General features: G+C 58.6%; 18 protein-coding genes. 16 read left to right on the forward strand and 2 right to left on the reverse strand.

All coding sequences use genetic code 11. The features are described from left to right. Positions 1–74 precede the first annotated feature (74 nt). From ACQZ5M_RS19300 to ACQZ5M_RS19310, 3 genes are all read left to right on the forward strand, one after another. Positions 75–584, forward strand: coding sequence for a flavin reductase family protein (locus ACQZ5M_RS19300; protein WP_449080580.1), 510 nt, complete (start codon positions 75–77; stop codon positions 582–584). Positions 585–625: 41 nt separating this feature from the next. Then, positions 626–1,411: an SDR family oxidoreductase gene (locus tag ACQZ5M_RS19305; protein ID WP_449080581.1), complete on the forward strand. Its 786-nt coding sequence runs from the start codon at positions 626–628 to the stop codon at positions 1,409–1,411. A 62-nt stretch (positions 1,412–1,473) separates the two neighbouring features. Beyond that, positions 1,474–2,706, forward strand: a complete 1,233-nt coding sequence (locus ACQZ5M_RS19310) for a styrene monooxygenase/indole monooxygenase family protein (RefSeq protein WP_449080582.1) — start codon at positions 1,474–1,476, stop codon at positions 2,704–2,706. A 40-nt stretch (positions 2,707–2,746) separates the two neighbouring features. Here the strand turns inward: ACQZ5M_RS19310 and ACQZ5M_RS19315 are convergent, their stop codons facing one another. Continuing rightward, positions 2,747–3,328: a winged helix DNA-binding protein gene (locus ACQZ5M_RS19315; protein ID WP_112956944.1), complete on the reverse strand. Its 582-nt coding sequence runs from the start codon at positions 3,326–3,328 to the stop codon at positions 2,747–2,749. A gap of 118 nt (positions 3,329–3,446) precedes the next feature. Here ACQZ5M_RS19315 and ACQZ5M_RS19320 point away from each other — a divergent pair, with 118 nt between their 5' ends. The 13 genes from ACQZ5M_RS19320 (at position 3,447) to ACQZ5M_RS19380 (ending at position 15,998) form a co-directional block, all read left to right on the forward strand. Further along, on the forward strand, positions 3,447–4,571 hold the full coding sequence (locus ACQZ5M_RS19320; protein WP_449080583.1) for an LLM class flavin-dependent oxidoreductase: 1,125 nt from the start codon (positions 3,447–3,449) through the stop codon (positions 4,569–4,571). 242 nt (positions 4,572–4,813) lie between these two features. After that, complete coding sequence (locus ACQZ5M_RS19325) at positions 4,814–7,126, forward strand: bifunctional salicylyl-CoA 5-hydroxylase/oxidoreductase (protein ID WP_449080584.1); 2,313 nt, start codon at positions 4,814–4,816, stop codon at positions 7,124–7,126. A 7-nt stretch (positions 7,127–7,133) separates the two neighbouring features. After that, positions 7,134–7,922, forward strand: a complete 789-nt coding sequence (locus ACQZ5M_RS19330; RefSeq protein ID WP_449080585.1) for an SDR family NAD(P)-dependent oxidoreductase — start codon at positions 7,134–7,136, stop codon at positions 7,920–7,922. Between the two features lie 18 nt (positions 7,923–7,940). Next, entirely contained in the window at positions 7,941–8,360 is a 420-nt protein-coding gene (locus tag ACQZ5M_RS19335) for an acyl-CoA thioesterase (protein WP_279872979.1), read from the forward strand. Next, positions 8,353–8,748 carry a RidA family protein gene (locus tag ACQZ5M_RS19340; protein WP_162723217.1) on the forward strand — a complete coding sequence of 132 codons (396 nt, stop codon included), beginning with the start codon at positions 8,353–8,355 and terminating at the stop codon, positions 8,746–8,748. The genes ACQZ5M_RS19335 and ACQZ5M_RS19340 overlap by 8 nt, the downstream gene beginning before the upstream one ends. Positions 8,749–8,791: 43 nt before the next feature. Continuing rightward, positions 8,792–9,217: a cupin domain-containing protein gene (locus ACQZ5M_RS19345; protein WP_449080586.1), complete on the forward strand. Its 426-nt coding sequence runs from the start codon at positions 8,792–8,794 to the stop codon at positions 9,215–9,217. After that, positions 9,217–10,065 (forward strand): fumarylacetoacetate hydrolase family protein, encoded by an 849-nt coding sequence (locus ACQZ5M_RS19350; RefSeq protein WP_449080587.1) that lies wholly within the window; start codon positions 9,217–9,219, stop codon positions 10,063–10,065. Before ACQZ5M_RS19345 ends, ACQZ5M_RS19350 begins: the two co-directional genes overlap by 1 nt. Positions 10,066–10,067: 2 nt before the next feature. Beyond that, positions 10,068–10,850 (forward strand): SDR family NAD(P)-dependent oxidoreductase, encoded by a 783-nt coding sequence (locus ACQZ5M_RS19355; RefSeq protein ID WP_296097047.1) that lies wholly within the window; start codon positions 10,068–10,070, stop codon positions 10,848–10,850. A gap of 216 nt (positions 10,851–11,066) precedes the next feature. Continuing rightward, the gene (locus ACQZ5M_RS19360; RefSeq protein WP_363315893.1) at positions 11,067–11,705 is read left to right on the forward strand and encodes an HAD family hydrolase; all 639 of its coding nucleotides are present in this window, start codon (positions 11,067–11,069) and stop codon (positions 11,703–11,705) included. 19 nt (positions 11,706–11,724) lie between these two features. Further along, positions 11,725–12,795 carry an ABC transporter ATP-binding protein gene (locus ACQZ5M_RS19365; protein WP_279872986.1) on the forward strand — a complete coding sequence of 357 codons (1,071 nt, stop codon included), beginning with the start codon at positions 11,725–11,727 and terminating at the stop codon, positions 12,793–12,795. 41 nt (positions 12,796–12,836) lie between these two features. Next, the gene (locus ACQZ5M_RS19370) at positions 12,837–14,075 is read left to right on the forward strand and encodes an extracellular solute-binding protein (RefSeq protein WP_449080588.1); all 1,239 of its coding nucleotides are present in this window, start codon (positions 12,837–12,839) and stop codon (positions 14,073–14,075) included. 157 nt (positions 14,076–14,232) lie between these two features. Beyond that, a complete protein-coding gene (locus tag ACQZ5M_RS19375) occupies positions 14,233–15,153 on the forward strand; it encodes a carbohydrate ABC transporter permease (RefSeq protein ID WP_296082941.1) in 921 nt (306 codons plus the stop codon). Continuing rightward, positions 15,150–15,998, forward strand: coding sequence for a carbohydrate ABC transporter permease (locus ACQZ5M_RS19380; RefSeq protein ID WP_062445176.1), 849 nt, complete (start codon positions 15,150–15,152; stop codon positions 15,996–15,998). Before ACQZ5M_RS19375 ends, ACQZ5M_RS19380 begins: the two co-directional genes overlap by 4 nt. A gap of 6 nt (positions 15,999–16,004) precedes the next feature. On the opposite strand, the gene ACQZ5M_RS19385 is transcribed toward ACQZ5M_RS19380, so the two are convergent. Continuing rightward, the gene (locus tag ACQZ5M_RS19385; protein ID WP_449080589.1) at positions 16,005–16,853 is read right to left on the reverse strand and encodes a MurR/RpiR family transcriptional regulator; all 849 of its coding nucleotides are present in this window, start codon (positions 16,851–16,853) and stop codon (positions 16,005–16,007) included. Positions 16,854–16,931 lie beyond the last annotated feature (78 nt).

Raw genomic sequence — 16,931 nt, forward strand, 5'->3', positions numbered from 1 at the left:
CCTCTTAGCCGGAACATCATCGAAAGTTTAAACATAAAACGAATGCGAAATCCATTCGCAAAGGGAACAAAAACATGAGCAGCGAGGAATTCCGCGCCGGTATGCGCAAGCTGACCGGCGGTGTCACCATCATCACTTCCATGGATGCAGAGGGCAACCGCTGCGGGCTCACGGCCACGGCCGTCTGTTCGCTTTCGACGGACCCTCCGTCGCTTCTGGCTTGCGTCAACCGTTCAAGCTCGGTTGCAGCCGTGGTGGAGTCGAGCGGCGTCTTTGCCGTCAACGTTCTATCTCTCGATCAGCAACCCGTGGCCGAAGTCTTCGCCGGACGAGCGGGCCTTGTACGTGAAGAACGCTTTGCCGCAGGCGAATGGATCAAGGGCATCATGACCGGCGCGCCGGTTCTGTCTGAGACATGCGTCTCCTTCGAATGCGAGATCGCCGAGGTGAAGGAATTCGGCACGCATCTGATCCTGATCGGCAAGGTCGCCAAGACCCATTGCGCTTCGGAAGACGATAATCCGCTGATCTACGGAAACGGTGCGTTTCTGACCGCAGCCGCACCTCCGCAAGCCGCGGCCTGATACCACACACCATTTCTGCTGACATTTGCAAGGAGACGACGATGCGCGGACTTCAAGGGAAAACCGTAATCATTTCCGGCGGCGCGACACTGATTGGCGAGGGCATTGCCAAGGTGCTGGCTGGCTACGGCCTATCGGTGGTGATTGCCGATATCAACGAAGAAGCCGGAAAAGCTGCGGCTGAGCGAGCCGGAGACAAAGTCCAGTTTATCCGTACAGACATCACCAGCGATGCCGATATCGGCACACTCGTCGACAAAACGGTTGAGGCCACCGGCCGCCTGGATTTTCTTGTCAATGTCGCCTGTACCTATCTCGACAATGGCGTCGAGACGACTCGCGCCGACTGGCTGAAGGCTTTCGACATCAATGTCGTCGGCTCGATCGCGCTGATGCAGGCGGCGCACAAGCACCTTGCCAAGAACAAGGGCGCCATCGTCAATTTCGGCTCGATCTCGTCACGCATCGCCCAGACCGGACGGTGGGTCTATCCGGTCTCCAAGGCCGCCATCCTGCAATTGACGCGCAACCAGGCGATGGATTTGGCGCCTGACGGCATTCGCGTCAACGCCGTCTCTCCCGGTTGGACCTGGAGCAATGTCATGGTCGAGCTGACCAAGAACACCCGCGAAAAGGCAGACAGTGTCGCCAAGGACTTCCACCTGCTTGGACGCACGGGAAGCCCGGAAGAAGTCGCAGAGGCGGTCGCATTCCTCCTCTCCGACAATGCAAGCTTCATTACCGGAACCGATATTCGCGTCGATGGCGGCTACACTGCCATGGGACCGGAGCGCAACGAGCCAGCAATACCACGCCTCATGAATTGAGCCGCCTCGAAGATCAACAAACGGGAACGTCACAGCGGAACTTGAGAACAGGGAGAATGAAAATGACGAAGAAGCGCAGCTTTACCATCGTCGGCGGCGGCCAATCCGGTCTGCAACTGGCCTGCGGCCTGCTGGATGCCGGTCACTCGGTGCACATCGTACAAAACCGAACAGCCGAAGAAATCGCCTCGGGGCGAGTTCTGTCCAGCCAGTGCATGTTCGATCAAGCCTTGCAAAACGAGCGGGAGCTCGGCCTCAACTTCTGGGGCGACAGTTGCCCGACCGTCGACTCGATCAACTTCGTAGTTCCGGCACCGGATGGCGGCAAGGCCATCGAATGGAACGGCAAGCTGGACAGCAAGGCCCAGAGCGTCGATCAACGCGTTAAGATCCCCCGCTGGCTGACCGAGTTCAAACACCGCGGCGGACAGTTGACGATTCATGATGCCGGTATCGAAGACCTTGAAACCTACGCGAAGGAAAGCGATCTGGTGATCGTCGCGGCCGGCAAGGGGGATATCGCCAAGATGTTCGAGCGCGATCCACAACGCTCTCCCTATGACAAGCCGCAGCGCGCGCTGGCGCTAACCTATGTGAAGGGCATGGCACCGCGCCCCGGTCATTCGGCAGTCAATTTTAACCTCATTCCCGGTGTCGGCGAATACTTTACTTTCCCGGCACTGACGACCACCGGCCCGTGCGACATCATGGTGTTCGAAGGCGTTCCCGGAGGCTCGATGGATTGCTGGAAGAATGTAAACTCTCCAGACGCGCACCTCGAAAAGTCGAAGTGGATTCTCGATACCTTCCTGCCATGGGAAGCGGAGCGATGCGCCAATGTCTCTCTGACGGATGACAATGGCCGTCTGGCAGGAGCCTTCGCGCCTACGGTACGAAAGCCGATCGGCAAGCTGCCATCGGGTGCGACCGTTCTTGGTCTGGCGGATGCCGTCTGCCTCAACGACCCGATCACCGGCCAAGGCTCCAACAACGCATCGAAAGCCGCCAAATACTATATGGACGCCATCCTGACCCATGGCGACAGGCCATTCGACGACGCCTTCAAACAGGCGACCTTCGAAGCCTATTGGAACTACGCGCAGTATGTTGTCGGCTGGACCAATGCATTGCTCGCACCGCCACCGCCGCATGTGCTCAACATCATGGGCTCGGCTCAGGCCTTCCCCGCTTTGGCAAAGCGCATCGCCAACGGCTTCAACGATCCGCGCGATTTCTTCCCATGGTTCGCCGTGCCGGAAGAAGCGGACGCCTATCTCACAAAGCTTGCAGCCTAACCCTTTCACGACTTGGGAGGCCGCGCATCCGTGCGGCCTGTCATTCTTCCAGAGGCTCTTTCGGTAAGCGACGGTGGGTTGCGGCGCTCAGCGCCGCATGCTCGTAGATGCCGGTCATCAGATCGAGCGTCGTGGTGGCGTCTTCGAGACGGTGGCGCAACTCCGGCACCGATTGAACCGCCTTTGCCAGCAGCGAGGCGCGCACATCTGCGTAGCGATCGGTAACGAGCTTGCCCTTCTCCGTCACGCTGTAGACGACGCCCGACCTCCCGCTACCACTCTTTTGCACCAGACCGGCACCGATCAGCTTGCGAAGGCTGTATTGCATATTGGGAATGTCGTCCCGGTTTGCCAGCCGTGCGAGGTCCTTGATCGATTTGGGACGTTCATTCATGCGGATGATATGCAGCATGGCGTTTTCCGTACCGCTCACGGCAAGGTCGACGACCGAACCCAAACACTCCGCCTGCCAGCGTCCGAAGGCTTCAAAGGCGCGCATGAGCGCGAACTCGGCCTCTGCCAAATCGACTTCCACAGGCGTTCGCGCCAGATGCCAACGCCGGTCCAATGCTTCATCATTGTCGGGATTGTGGTGCTCGTCGCCGTTTTTCTGCTTGCTCATCGGTGTCGTTGCTCTGCTCGCATTTCCGCTTTTGTGATCTCTCGATTGCCCATTGACAAGCTTGAAGTTTAAAATAGACTTTCTATTGTAAATTCTATTAAAAAATGGGGAACCAACCATGACGGAGAACTCAATGTTCGCCGCCGGGCAGTTTTTGCTTGGCACTTTCGCATCCAATTGTTCGGGCGGCATGTCTGTCACCAAAGTGCCGGAGCGTTGGACGAACAGCTGGGACAACAATCTGAAACTCGCCCGCCTGCTGGATGACGCCGGCATCGACTTCATGCTGCCGATCGCACGCTGGATCGGTTATGGCGGCGAGACAAATTTTCACGGCAACGTGCTGGAGACGATGACCTGGGCTGCCGGATTGCTGGCCAGCACACGCAACATCAACGTCTTCGCCACCATTCATACCGCCGCCAATCATCCGGCTGTCGTGGCAAAGCAGATCGCCACCATCGACCAGATCAGCAATGGCCGCATCGGGCTAAACATCGTCGCCGGCTGGAATCAGCCGGAATACGAGGCGCTGGGGCTTAATCTTCCCGCCGATCATGAGAGCCGCTACGCCTATGCCGACGAATGGTTCGATCTGGTCAAATCACTTTGGCAGAAAGAAGTGGCGTTCGATTACGACGGCACTTTCTTCCACCTGAAGAACATCCTTGGCGATCCCCGCCCTTCCCGCAGGGTGCCGATCCTCAATGCAGCAGGCTCTGGCCAGGGCCGCGACTTTGCTCTTCGCAATGCCGACTTCCTCTTCACCCCAGCAATCGATCTCAGCCGCTCGGAGGTGGAGATTGCCGAGCTTAAGGCAAAGGGTGCGGAAGCAGGTCGCAACACGGGTGTGCTCACCTTCTCGCATGTCGTCTGCCGACCGACGGAAAAGGAAGCGACGGATTATCTGCAGCATTTCGGCAAGGACAATGCCGATTGGGACGCTGTCGACAATCTTGTGAAGCTGCAATTTGCCCATGCTCATTCCTTCCCACACGATCTCCTGGCGCTCATCAAAGATCGGATGGCAGCTGGCCATGGTGGCTTCCCGCTGGTCGGAACGCCGCCACAGGTGGCAGACGGCCTGATCTCGCTGCACCGGGCTGGCTTTGCCGGAACGACTCTTTCCTTCGTCGATTACGTCGAGGAATTCCCATACTTCCGGGATACCGTGCTGCCGCTATTGGAGCAGGCGGGCATTCGAGTGCCTGTCGCGCGACAGCGGGCCGCTCTTGCTAGCTAAGGATATCATGGCCTGCAGCCTCTTATATTGAAAACAAAGCGTTAGCGTGCCTGCGGCGAAAGCTTTTGGCACACGAACCCTAATTTCCAACGGTCGCAGGCTCCACCCCTGCGACCAATTATTTTAAGCCTAAAATAAATCCCGATATATGCATCTGCATACTTGACAGCATCAACATCCAAAATTAGTTTAATCTTCAAATAAGAGCTCGTGAAGGTGCTGTCAAAGCCATGGAGGGTTACATGCGTATCGTTTGTATCGGTGGAGGCCCGGCAGGGCTCTATTTCAGCCTGCTGATGAAGAAACTGCACCCAGAGCATCACATCCGCGTCGTCGAGCGCAACCGCCCCTATGACACATTCGGCTGGGGTGTCGTCTTCTCCGACCAGACCATGGCGTCCATGCAGAAGTGGGACAAGGAGAGCGCTGACGAAATCCAGCAGGCTTTCAACCACTGGGACGATATCGAAGTTCTGTTCAAGGGGACGCGCCAGCGCACCACCGGCCACGGCTTCGTCGGCATCGGGCGCAAGAAGCTCCTCAACATTCTCCAGAGCCGCTGCGAAGCGCTCGGCGTTGAACTGGTCTTCGAAACCGACGCCGGCGGCGACCAGGACTTCCCCGATGCCGATCTGGTCATCGCATCGGACGGCTTCAACTCAAAGGTTCGCAACCGTTACGCGGATGTCTTCCAACCGGACCTCGTCAAGCGCCCGAACCGCTACATCTGGCTCGGCACCAACAAGCTGTTCGACGCCTTCACCTTCGATTTCCGCAAGACCGATCACGGCTGGTTCCAAGCGCATATCTACAAGTTCGATGAGCACACCTCGACTTTCATCGTCGAGACCACCGAGAAGGCTTACGAGGAGCATGGTCTCGGCCAGATGAGCCAGCAGGAATCGATCGATTTCTGCCAGAACCTCTTCGCCGAAACCCTCGAAGGCGCGGAACTGATGACCAATGCACGGCATATGGTCGGCTCTGCCTGGCTGAACTTCAACCGGTTGATCTGCGGCAAGTGGAGCCATTTCAACGGCAATTCCCATGTGGTGCTGATGGGCGACGCCGCCCACACGGCTCACTTCGCCATCGGCTCAGGCACGAAGCTTGCCATCGACGACGCGATCGAGCTTGCCAATCAGTTCAATAAGGCTGGCCACGGCAAGGAGAGCATTGCCGATGTGCTGAAGATCTATGAAGACATCCGCCGCGTCGATGTGGCACGCATCCAGAATGCGGCGCGCAACGCCATGGAATGGTTCGAAGTGGTTGGCGATCGCTATGCCGATACGTTGCCACCCGAACAGTTCATGTATTCGATGCTGACACGCTCGCAGCGCATCAGCCACGAAAACCTGCGTCTGCGCGACAAGGAATGGCTAGAAGGTTACGAGCACTGGTTCGCCCGCCATTCCGGTCTTGCCGTCAAGGAAAACGAACGCTGCCTGCCACCGATGTTCACGCCCTATACGGCCCGCGGCACGACGCTGCCGAACCGCATCGTCGTCTCGCCAATGGCCATGTATTCGGCGACCGACGGTCTGCTTGATGATTTCCACATGGTTCATCTCGGCGCCCGCGCCCTTGGTGGTGCCGGTCTGATCTTTGCCGAAATGACCTGCGTCTCTCCCGACGCCCGCATCACCCCCGGTTGCCTCGGCCTGTGGAACGACGAGCAGACGAAGGGCTGGAAGCGCTTTGTCGATTTCGTCCACTCCAACAGCGCCGCCAAGGTCGGCATTCAGCTCGGTCATGCCGGACGCAAGGGCGCGACCAAGCGAGCATGGGATGGTATAGACCAGCCGCTGGAAGAAGGCGGATGGCCGCTTCTCTCTGCCTCGGCGATCCCTTATCTGAAGCACAGCGCGGTGCCGAAAGCGATGGACCGCGCCGACATGGACCGCGTCAAGGCCGACTTCGTTGCCGCCACCCGGCGCGCAGCGGAAGCCGGAGCCGACTGGCTCGAATTTCACGCAGCCCATGGCTATCTGATTTCATCCTTCCTTTCGCCGCTGACCAATCGGCGCGAAGATGAGTATGGCGGGTCTTACGAAAACCGTGCCCGCTACCCGCTGGAAGTCTTCGCCGCCGTGCGCGAAGCATGGCCGGAAGACAAGCCGATCTCCGTTCGCCTCTCCTGTCATGACTGGACGGAAGGCGGCAACACGCCGGAAGATGCCGCGGTCTTTGCCAAGATGTTCAAGGATGCAGGCGCAGACCTGATCGACTGCTCGTCCGGCCAGGTCTGGAAGGAAGAAAAGCCGGTCTATGGACGCCTGTTCCAGACGCCCTTTTCCGACAAGATTCGCAACGAGATCGGCATTCCGACCATCGCGGTCGGTGCGATTTCGGAGGCGGATCACGCCAACTCGATCATCTCTGCGGGTCGTGCGGATCTCTGCGCCGTGGCCCGCCCTCATCTGGCGGATCCTGCCTGGGCCTTGCACGAGGCGGCAAAGATCGGGCTGAAGAACGTGCCATGGCCAAAGCAGTATATGTCTGGCAAGTTCCAGTATGAGGCCAATCTCGAACGCGCCAGCGCGAGCAAGTGAGAGCGGCATGTCCAACGCTCTCACCCTTGAAGGACGGCATGCGCTCGTCACCGGTGCCGGAAGCGGAATCGGCGCTGCTATTGCCCACACCCTGGCAAAGGCGGGGGCGAATGTGACGCTTGCCGGCCGTCGCCGCGAGCCGCTTGATGCAGTCGCAGCGGAAATCGGTACCCGGGCCTTCGTGCTCGACGGCTTTGACGTGACGAAGGCGGAGGCGATCTCGACCGGGCTTGAAAGAGCCCGTCAGGCCTTTGGTGCGGTTACCATTCTCGTCAACAATGCCGGTGAAGCGCCAAGTGCGTCCTTTGAGAAGACCTCGTCTGACATGTGGAGCCATGTCCTCTCAGTCGATTTGACGGGGGTGTTCAACGTCACCCAGACCGTGCTGCCGGACTTGAAGGGACATGGCGAGGGAGCACGCATCATCAATATCGCGTCCACGGCGGGGCTGACTGGTTATGCCTATGTCTCGGCCTATTGCGCGGCCAAGCATGGCGTGGTCGGCCTGACGAGAGCCTTGGCGCTGGAGCTGGCGAAAAAGGGCGTGACGGTCAACGCCGTCTGCCCCGGCTTCACCGATACGCCGATCATCCAGCAATCGCTTGAAACCATCATGCAGAAGACAGGGCGCAGCCGCGAAGAGGCGCTTTCGGAATTCACGAAGTCCAACCCGCAAGGCCGGTTGATCAGGCCGCAGGAAGTGGCGGATGCAACGCTGTGGCTTGCCTCGCCGTCGGCGGGTTCGGTGACCGGCCAGGCAATTGCGATTGCTGGCGGCGAGGTCATGACAGGCTAAACGGAGATAGAGAATAAAATGCCCTTCACCCAATCCAAACCCATGCGCTTCGGCGACTGCGACCTGACGGGTATTGCCTATCATCCGGCCTATCTCTCGATGCTCGTCGACGTCAACGAAGCGATGTTCGCCTCCTTCGGCGTCACCTGGAAGGAACTGATGTTCGAGCGCAAGCTCGGCCTGCCGACGGTGACGATGAACCTCGAATTCAAGAAGCCTGCCGTCTATGGCGATACGCTCGATTTTGCCGTGCATGTGCGCTCGATCGGCCGGGCTTCGCTCGATCTCGAAACCATCGTCACCGTCCGTGGCGACATCATCTGGTCGGTCAAGCAGAGGATCGTGATGACCTCGCTCGAAGACCACAAATCCCATCCCTGGCCTGACGACGTGCGCGCAGGTCTCACACGTTATCTGGAGCCAAGACATGATGCATGAAATCATCCAGCCGGACGGCTGGGCAAAGCCTATCGGTTACTCAAACGGGATCAGCGCCCGCGGTCGCATCGTCCAGGTCGGCGGTCAGATCGGCTGGGACGAGCATTGCCAGTTCCATTCCGACGACTTCGTCGAACAGGTGCGTCAGACGCTGATCAACATCGTCAGTGTGCTGAAGGCGGCGGATGCAAAGCCTGAGCATCTGATCCAGATGACCTGGTACTTCACCGACCGCGTTTCCTACAAATCACGCATGAAGGAAATCGGCGCGATCTATCGCGAGATCATCGGTCGTCATTTTCCGCCAATGGCCGCCGTGCAGGTGGTGTCTTTGATGGAAGACCGCGCCAAGATCGAGATCCAGGCGCTCGCCGTCGTTCCCGACTGATTGAAGCCCGACCGACCTAAGATCGAAGAGGAGGAGATATTCCATGACCAGCAGCATCAGACCTTTCATTACCCGCAAGGGTCAGGAAGACACCGGTACCGGCCAGTCCGGCGGCTGCGTGCGCGTATCGGGCGTCAGCCCGCAGCACACGCCCGCCACCAAAATCTGGTTTGGCAAAGTCTCCAATGATCCCGGCTACCGCTCCTATCCGCATCATCATGGCGAGGCCGAAACAGGCGGCTATGTACTGAAGGGCAAGGCACGCATCTATTTCGGCGAGGACTGGAAAGAGTATCTCGACATGGAAGAAGGCGACTTCATCTTCGTGCCGCCGAACTGGCCGCATATCGAGGTCAACATGTCGACGACGGAAGAGCTGGTGTGGCTCACCACCCGCACACCGGACAACATCGTCTTCAACCTGCCGGATGTGGATGATTCCGTACTCGAAGGTTTCAGGAGAGCCTGATGAAGCTGTTGCGATACGGCCCCGAAGGCGCCGAGAAGCCCGCCCTCGTGGCGAAGGACGGCTCGATCCGCGATCTTTCCAGCGTCATTGCCGACTTCAACGGCGACGCCCTCTCCGACGCCGGTCTCGCGCGGCTTGCTGCAATCGACCCTGCAACGCTACCAGAGGTCTCAGTCGAGCGAATTGGTTCCTGCGTGCCGCGTCCGGGCAAGTTCATATGCGTCGGTCTCAACTATGCCGACCACGCGAAGGAAACCGGCAAGGCACCGCCGGACGAACCGATCCTGTTCATGAAGGCGACCTCGGCAGTCGTCGGTCCGAACGACGATGTCGAAATCCCGCGCGGATCGACGAAGGCCGACTGGGAGGTCGAGCTTGGCGTCGTCATCGGCACGCGGGCGAAATATGTGAGCAAGGCCGATGCACTGAACCATGTCGCTGGCTATTGCGTGGTCAATGATGTGTCCGAGCGCGCTTTCCAATCCGAGCGCGGCGGTCAGTGGACCAAGGGCAAGAGCCACGACACGTTTGGCCCGACAGGCCCCTGGCTGGTCACACGCGACGAGGTGGCGGACCCGCAGAACCTCGCCCTGTGGCTGGATGTGGACGGTATCCGCCACCAGACAGGCAATACGAACACGATGATCTTCGGCGTCGCGCATCTGGTCAGCTATATCAGCCAGTTCATGACGCTGGAGCCCGGTGATGTGATCGCCACCGGCACTCCACCAGGTGTGGGCATGGGCATCAAGCCGGACCCTGTCTTCCTGAAGACTGGCCAGGTCATGACGCTCGGCATCGAGGGTCTGGGCGAGCAGCGGCAGCAAACGGTAGAAGCGAGGGACTGAGCATGACCGATCTTTCAGGGCGTCTCGCCATCATCACCGGCGGCGCGCGCGGCCAGGGAGAGGCCGAAGCCCGCCTGTTTGCCTCCAAAGGTGCCGCCGTCATCATCGCCGACGTACTGGACGAGGAAGGCCGGGCGCTGGCGGAAAGCCTGCAGAGTGAAGGCCGCGAAGCCCGCTTCATCTATCTCGACGTGACCGATCCAGCGAGCTGGGCAGGTGTTGTGGCGCTTGCCACCGAATGGAAGGGCCGCATCGATATCCTCGTCAACAATGCCGGCATCATCAACCGCACCATCGTCGAAACCACCAGTCTTGAGGCATGGGAGCGGGTGTTGAAGGTGAACTTGACCGGTGCCTTCCTTGGCATTCAGGCGGTGACGGAATTGATGGGCAAGACCGGCGGCGGCTCGATCATCAACATCTCCTCCAATAGCGGCTTCTCCGGCCATTACGACCCGGCCTATACGGCCAGCAAATGGGGCTTGCGTGGCCTGACCCGCAGTGCGGCGATGGAACTGACGCCAAAGGCCATCCGCGTCAACGCCGTCTGCCCAGGTCTTGTCGTGACGGGCTTGAACGCCAACAGCCCGCACCTGAAGCCGATGATCGACATGACGCCGATGAAGCGCAGCGGCAAGCCGGAAGAGATCGCCGAACTGGTCCTGTTCCTCGCCTCTGACGCATCAAGCTTTATTACCGGCGAAGACTTCGTCATCGATGGCGGCTTCACGGCTGGTGCGGCCTATCGCAAGGTCGCGTCGCAGACAGGCATCTTCGATCAATAGATTTGTGCATTCCAGTCATCAATTTGCATCGCCGGCATGGGTAACCCCCAATGCCGGCGATGCTGTATTTGCTCATCAGCGGGAAAAATATTTTATTCTGAACTTTAACAAAATAAGGAATTGATAATTCCCGCAGCTTTTGCCAATGTGAAATCCGTAGAAGGGCGTAGCGCGTTTTTCCTTCGCATTATAGGGTTTTCCTGCGGAGAATATGTGGTGATCAAGCCGGAGAGGCACAGCGACGACAAGCTCATCGTCTTCGATGTCGGCGGCGTCTTTATCGAATTGAATGTCGAAAAGCGCAAGGCAGCATTCGCAGCGGGCGGGCGATGGTCTTCGACTGACCAGGCAAACACAAACCTGCTTCACCTCAACATGCAGTTTCGCCTCGGCCAGATCGACGAAGATACCTATCTGCATCGCGCGTCCGAGATGTATGGGCTGACCGCTGAGCAGATATTGCAAGCGGAAACCGCTCTCCTTGAGGGCGTCTTTAACGGCATGGTGGATTACGTCCGTACACTGAAATCCAGCCATCGCGTCGTCTGCCTGTCGAACACCCAGTCCATTCACTGGCGCCACATCATCGAAACCATGCTCGGCGCCGAACTGTTCGATGCGTGCTACCTTTCCCATGAGATGGGAATGGAAAAGCCGGGCGAAGAGATTTATCTCGCGGTTCAGAACCGCGAACAGGTCTCGCCAGAGCGGATCGTCTTCATCGACGACACGCTGGAAAACATCGCAACATCGCGCCGGCTCGGCTGGCACAGCATTCATCACGTTGATGCTGCGAAGACAATCGCGGCGATAGACGAAGCGATCTCAAGCACGCCGCAGAGCGGCACGTCCTGAGCGAAATGGAGTTCTGACCTTGGCTCAACTGTCACTGCGCGGCATCAAGAAGCGTTTCAAGGCTGTCGAGGTTCTTCATGGCATCGATCTCGATGTGAATGACCGGGAACTGATCGTCTTCGTCGGACCATCCGGCTGCGGAAAATCCACACTTCTTAGGCTGATCGCCGGTCTCGATCCGATCACCGATGGCGAATTCCGGCTGAACGATAAGCGCATGAACGAGATCGCGCCATCACGACGCGGCATCGCCATGGTATTCCAGTCCTATGCGCTTTATCCGCATATGAACGTCTATGAGAACATGGCCTTCGGTGCGCGGCTGATGGGTCTCAGCAAGCCTGAGGTCGAAGCGCGGATCGGTGAAGCTGCTCGCATGTTGCGGCTGGAGGCCCTTTTGGAGCGAAAGCCCCGCGAATTGTCCGGCGGGCAGCGTCAGCGCGTCGCAATCGGCCGGGCGCTGGTGCGCAAGCCACAGCTTCTTTTGCTGGACGAACCTCTTTCCAACCTCGACGCTGCACTTCGCTCCGAGGTGCGACTTGAGATTGCTCGTCTGCACCGGGAGATTGGCGGAACCACGATCTACGTCACCCATGACCAGGTGGAAGCCATGACGCTGGCCGACCGGATCGTTGTGATGAATGGCGGTCGTATCGAGCAGTTCGGGTCGCCGCGCGAGCTTTACGAAACACCAGCCAATGTTTTCGTCGCCAACTTCATCGGCTCTCCACGCATGGCGATGCTGAATGTGGAGCGAGACGGCAACCGGCTCATCGCCCCCGGCATTGGCCAGATCTCGCTGCCACGCCTGCCGTCATCGCCGGAGCGCGCGTTGTTGATGGGTGTGAGACCGGACGCCATGTCGATCTCGTCGGATACGAGCCAGGAGGGCTTTGCTGCACAGGTGGTCTACACCGAATATCTCGGCGATAGCGCCTACGTCTATGTGCGGATGGGTGATGGCGCACCCGTCTCGGTACGTTGCGGGCCGGATACGCAATATGCACCTGACACACCGGTGACGATCAGCGTCGAGCCTGAGAAGGTCCATTACTTCAGCCGTGAAACATCGCAGCGACTTGCGGTGTAATCGGGTAATTCGCATCAACCAAAAAAGAAGGAGAGGAACAGATGAAACGATTTCTAATTGGAGCGGCCATTGCCTGCAGCACCATGCTTTCGGCCAGCGCAACCTTTGCCGCAGACCTGACCTTCTGGACATGGCGCCAGGAAGATAAGGCCGAATATGAAAAGTTCTTCGCCGATTTCAATAAAGCGAACCCGGACATTACGGTAAAGTTCGAGGCCTTCGAGGCAACCAGCTACAATACCGTCCTTTCCACCGCGCTTGCCGGTGGCAAGGGTCCGGATTTGATGATGACCCGTACCTATGGCGGCATTGAGAGCCTGGCGGGTGCCGGCTATCTGATGCCCTTGGACAGTACAAAAATCCCGGCACTGAAGGGCTTCTCGGAACCCGCTCTTGCCTCCGCCACCATGCGCTCGGACAAGACGCTCTATGCCGTTCCCGCCGCAAGCCAGACCATGCTCGTCATCTACAACACCGAGATCTTCGAGAAGAACGGCATTACCGAGCCCAAGAGCTGGGACGAGTTCATCGCTGCTTGCGAGAAGCTGAAGGCAGCGGGCGTGATGCCTTTTGCCAATGGCACGGCAACCGGCTGGCAGAATGAGACCATCGTTTCCGCACTCACGTCCTCCATCATGGGCAAGGCTTTCTATGCCGACCTTATGGCCGGTAAGACCGACTTCAACGACAAGCGCTATGTCGAAGCGCTGACCAAGCTCAAGGAAATCTCGCAGTATTTCCCGGATGGCTTTGTCGGTCTGGACTACGCGTCCGCGCAGCAATTGTTCACCTCTGGCATGGCCGGCATGTTCGCTGGCGGCTCCTTCGAGCTTGCCAACTTCGCCAAACAGAACCCGGAGCTGAAGATGGGCGTCTTCGCCGCCCCCGGCTTGAAGGCGGAGGACGAGAAGCTCGTCGGTCTCTTCTACGATTCCGGCTTCGGCGGCAACGCCAAGCCGAAGGACCCGGAGGCCGTGCTGAAGTTCCTGAACTACGTTTCCAGCAAGGACTTCGGACAGGCCTTCGCCAACGGTCTGAACAACGTTTCAGCCGTTCCCGGCGTTACCTTCGACAACCCTCTGCTCGCCGAGGTTGCCGAGCTCAACAAGGATTCGATCCCCTACATGACGCTCGTCAACTTCCGCTACGGCGAACCGACGGGTTCGAACCTTATCCAAGCGGGCGTTTCGAAGATGCTGAACGGGCAGGCTACACCGGCCGAAGTCGGCAAGTCGATGACCGATGGTCTCTCTGCCTGGTATGCTCCGTTCAAGAAGTGATCGGACATTAGCCGGGCTTTCCAAAAGTTCAGCCTCTCACGTTTCGCAAAGCTCGAGAGCACTGCCGGTGAACCGCCTTCACTGACGATGCTCTCACAGGTCGCTCCTTAACCGGAGCGGCCCACTCCACCGATCGATGGCCGTTGGGATAGTGTCGATGATGTCCAGCAAGTTGACAGGCAGAAGACTTTGGATTGCGGCCCTTGTGGTCCCGCCGATCGCCTTCATGTGCCTGTTTCTCGTATATCCGATCCTCTCGGCTTTCGCTTACGCCTTCTATGAATGGCGAGGGCTTGTCCGCGGCGACTTCGTCTGGTTCGATAATTTTTACCGCGTGCTGTTCGAGTATCCGTTCTCTGAGCGCACCATCAACGCCTTCAAGCACAATATCTTCGTCTTCTTCGCCCTGATGGTGCTTCAAAACGGCGTTGGCTTCATCCTCGCCTATTGCCTGTGGCGCGACCTGTGGGGCGCGCGCTTCCACCGCATCGCCGTCTTTTTGCCAGTGGTGCTTTCCACCGTCATCGTTGGCCTTCTGTGGAAGCTCTTCTATCACCCGCTCTTCGGCGCAGTGAACGCGAGTCTCAGGGCCGTCGGGCTTGGCAGCCTGGCACAGCCCTGGCTGGGCCAGGATTCAACCGCCTTGATGGCGATTATCGTTGCCAATGCCTGGCACATGGTCGGCTTCCCGACGCTGGTCTTCCTCGCCGGGATGCAGCGCATCCCGTCGGAGATTCTCGATGCCGTGCGCATGGAGACCGAAAGCGAATGGGTGAAGATGAGCAAGATCGTCTGGCCACTGGTGGCTCCTTCAGCAACAGTTGTGTTCACCCTGCTCTTCGTCGGTGCCTTCAACTGGTTTGAGCTGCCCTTCATCATGGCCGGTGTGGACGGCAATCCGCACGAGGCTACGGATGTGCTCGGGCTTTACTTCTACCGCACCGCCTTCGGCAGCATGTCCGCGTCCGCTGAGAACTTCGGGCCCGGCAGCGCGCTTGCGGTGCTGATCTTCCTGTTCATCGCCGTGATCTCCAGCGTCATTACAGTCAGACTGCGCAGACGGGAGATCCAGCTATGAGGAAGGGGATCGACCGCGGAAGCTTCCGCACCTATGGCTGGGATGGCCTGATCCAGATCCTGCTGATCGGCAACAGCATCGTCATGCTGACACCCATCGTCATCATGTTCTTTTCCGCCTTCAAGACCAATGCGCAGATCTTCCAGTCCCCCTTCTCCATTCCCGATTTCACCAATGTCAAAAGTCTTCTACGGGTGTGGAACGAGACGGACTTCCTGCTCTATATGAGCAATTCGCTCATCGTCACAGCGAGTTCCATCGCGCTGATCCTGATCCTCGGCACCATGGCGGCATACGCCATCGCGCGTTACGAGTTTCGCGGTTCAGGCTTCATACTGCTGTTTTTCCTGGCAGGGCTTACCCTACCGCTGAAACTCGCCATCATTCCGCTCTTCATTCAGATGCGTGATTTTGGCCTGATCGACTCACGGCTGTCGCTGATCTTCATCTATGTCGCAACCGGCCTGCCGACGACGGTGTTCATCCTGACCGGCTTCATCCGCAGCCTGCCGAACGAGCTTGAGGATGCCGCCCGCATGGATGGCGCCAATGAAGCGCGGATCATGTGGTCGATCATGCTGCCGTTGGTCCGACCTGCCATGGTGATCGCGGCAATCCAGAATGTCGTGCCGATCTGGAATGACTTCTTCTTCCCGCTGATCTTCATCCAGAACAACAATCTGAAGACCCTGCCGCAGGGACTGACCGCCTTCATGGGCGAGTTCGGCACCGATTGGGGCGTGCTGTTTTCCGGTCTGACGCTCTCGGCCCTGCCGATCATCATCCTCTATATCGCGCTGTCTCGACAGTTCATCAACGGCATGACGGCGGGCGCCATCAAGTAGAACGACTCAGGATTTGAGAACCGAGACCGCCGCCTCGCTGGCATGAATTGCCTCATTGGCGCCGGGAATCTTGGCGATCAGCAGCAGGAAGACCAGATCGCAAATCGCAAGCTGCGCATCGCGCGAGGTGATGGCAGAGGAGCGTACGCGCTCCTCGTCCGCAACGGTGTGGAGAGTGATATCGGCAATCTGGCTGAGCTTGTTGCCGTGCAGGCCTGTCAGCGTGACCACCGTCGCACCGCCCTTTTTCGCCAGTTCCGCAAGGCAGATGGTTTCGTTGGTGGAGCCGGATTGGGAAATCGCGAACAGAACGTCGCGGTGGTTGAGCGAAGCGGCATTCGCCATCTGCACATGCGGATCGCGGTCCATCAAAGCGACAAGCCCGAGCTTCAGAAGCTTGTAGGAAAAGTCACGCGCCACCAGCGAGGACGCGCCAATGCCGGCGAGATGGATGCGCCTTGCCGACGCGATAGCCGAGACCGCAGCGGTGACCGCATCCTCCGCATTCACCTCCATGGTCTGTTGCATGGCGGAGACCTTGCTTGCCACCAGCTTCTGCTGGATGGTGACGAAGTTATCGCCCGCATCGATCGTCCCGTGGATCATGCCAGACGGAACACGCCATTCCTGCGCCTTGGCCTTAGTGACAGCGAGTTTCAGCTGCTGATAGCCGTCATAACCGATCTTCTGCGAAAATTTCACCACGCTGGACTGGCTGCGGCCGGTGGCAGCGGCGAGTTCGGCGGAAGAAAGCTGCACCATGCGATCGGGATCATCGACGATGAACTGGCCGATCTGACGCTCCGCATCCGTCATGAATTCCAACTTCGCCTGGATGACCTTCAACACGGACATCGCGTTCCTCCGACCGGAATAAGATATTCGTAAATCAAAAATTCTCTGGAATATTATAGCGCTTATCTTATGATTGGC

The sequence above is a fragment of the Rhizobium sp. 22-785-1 genome, assembly GCF_053521965.1.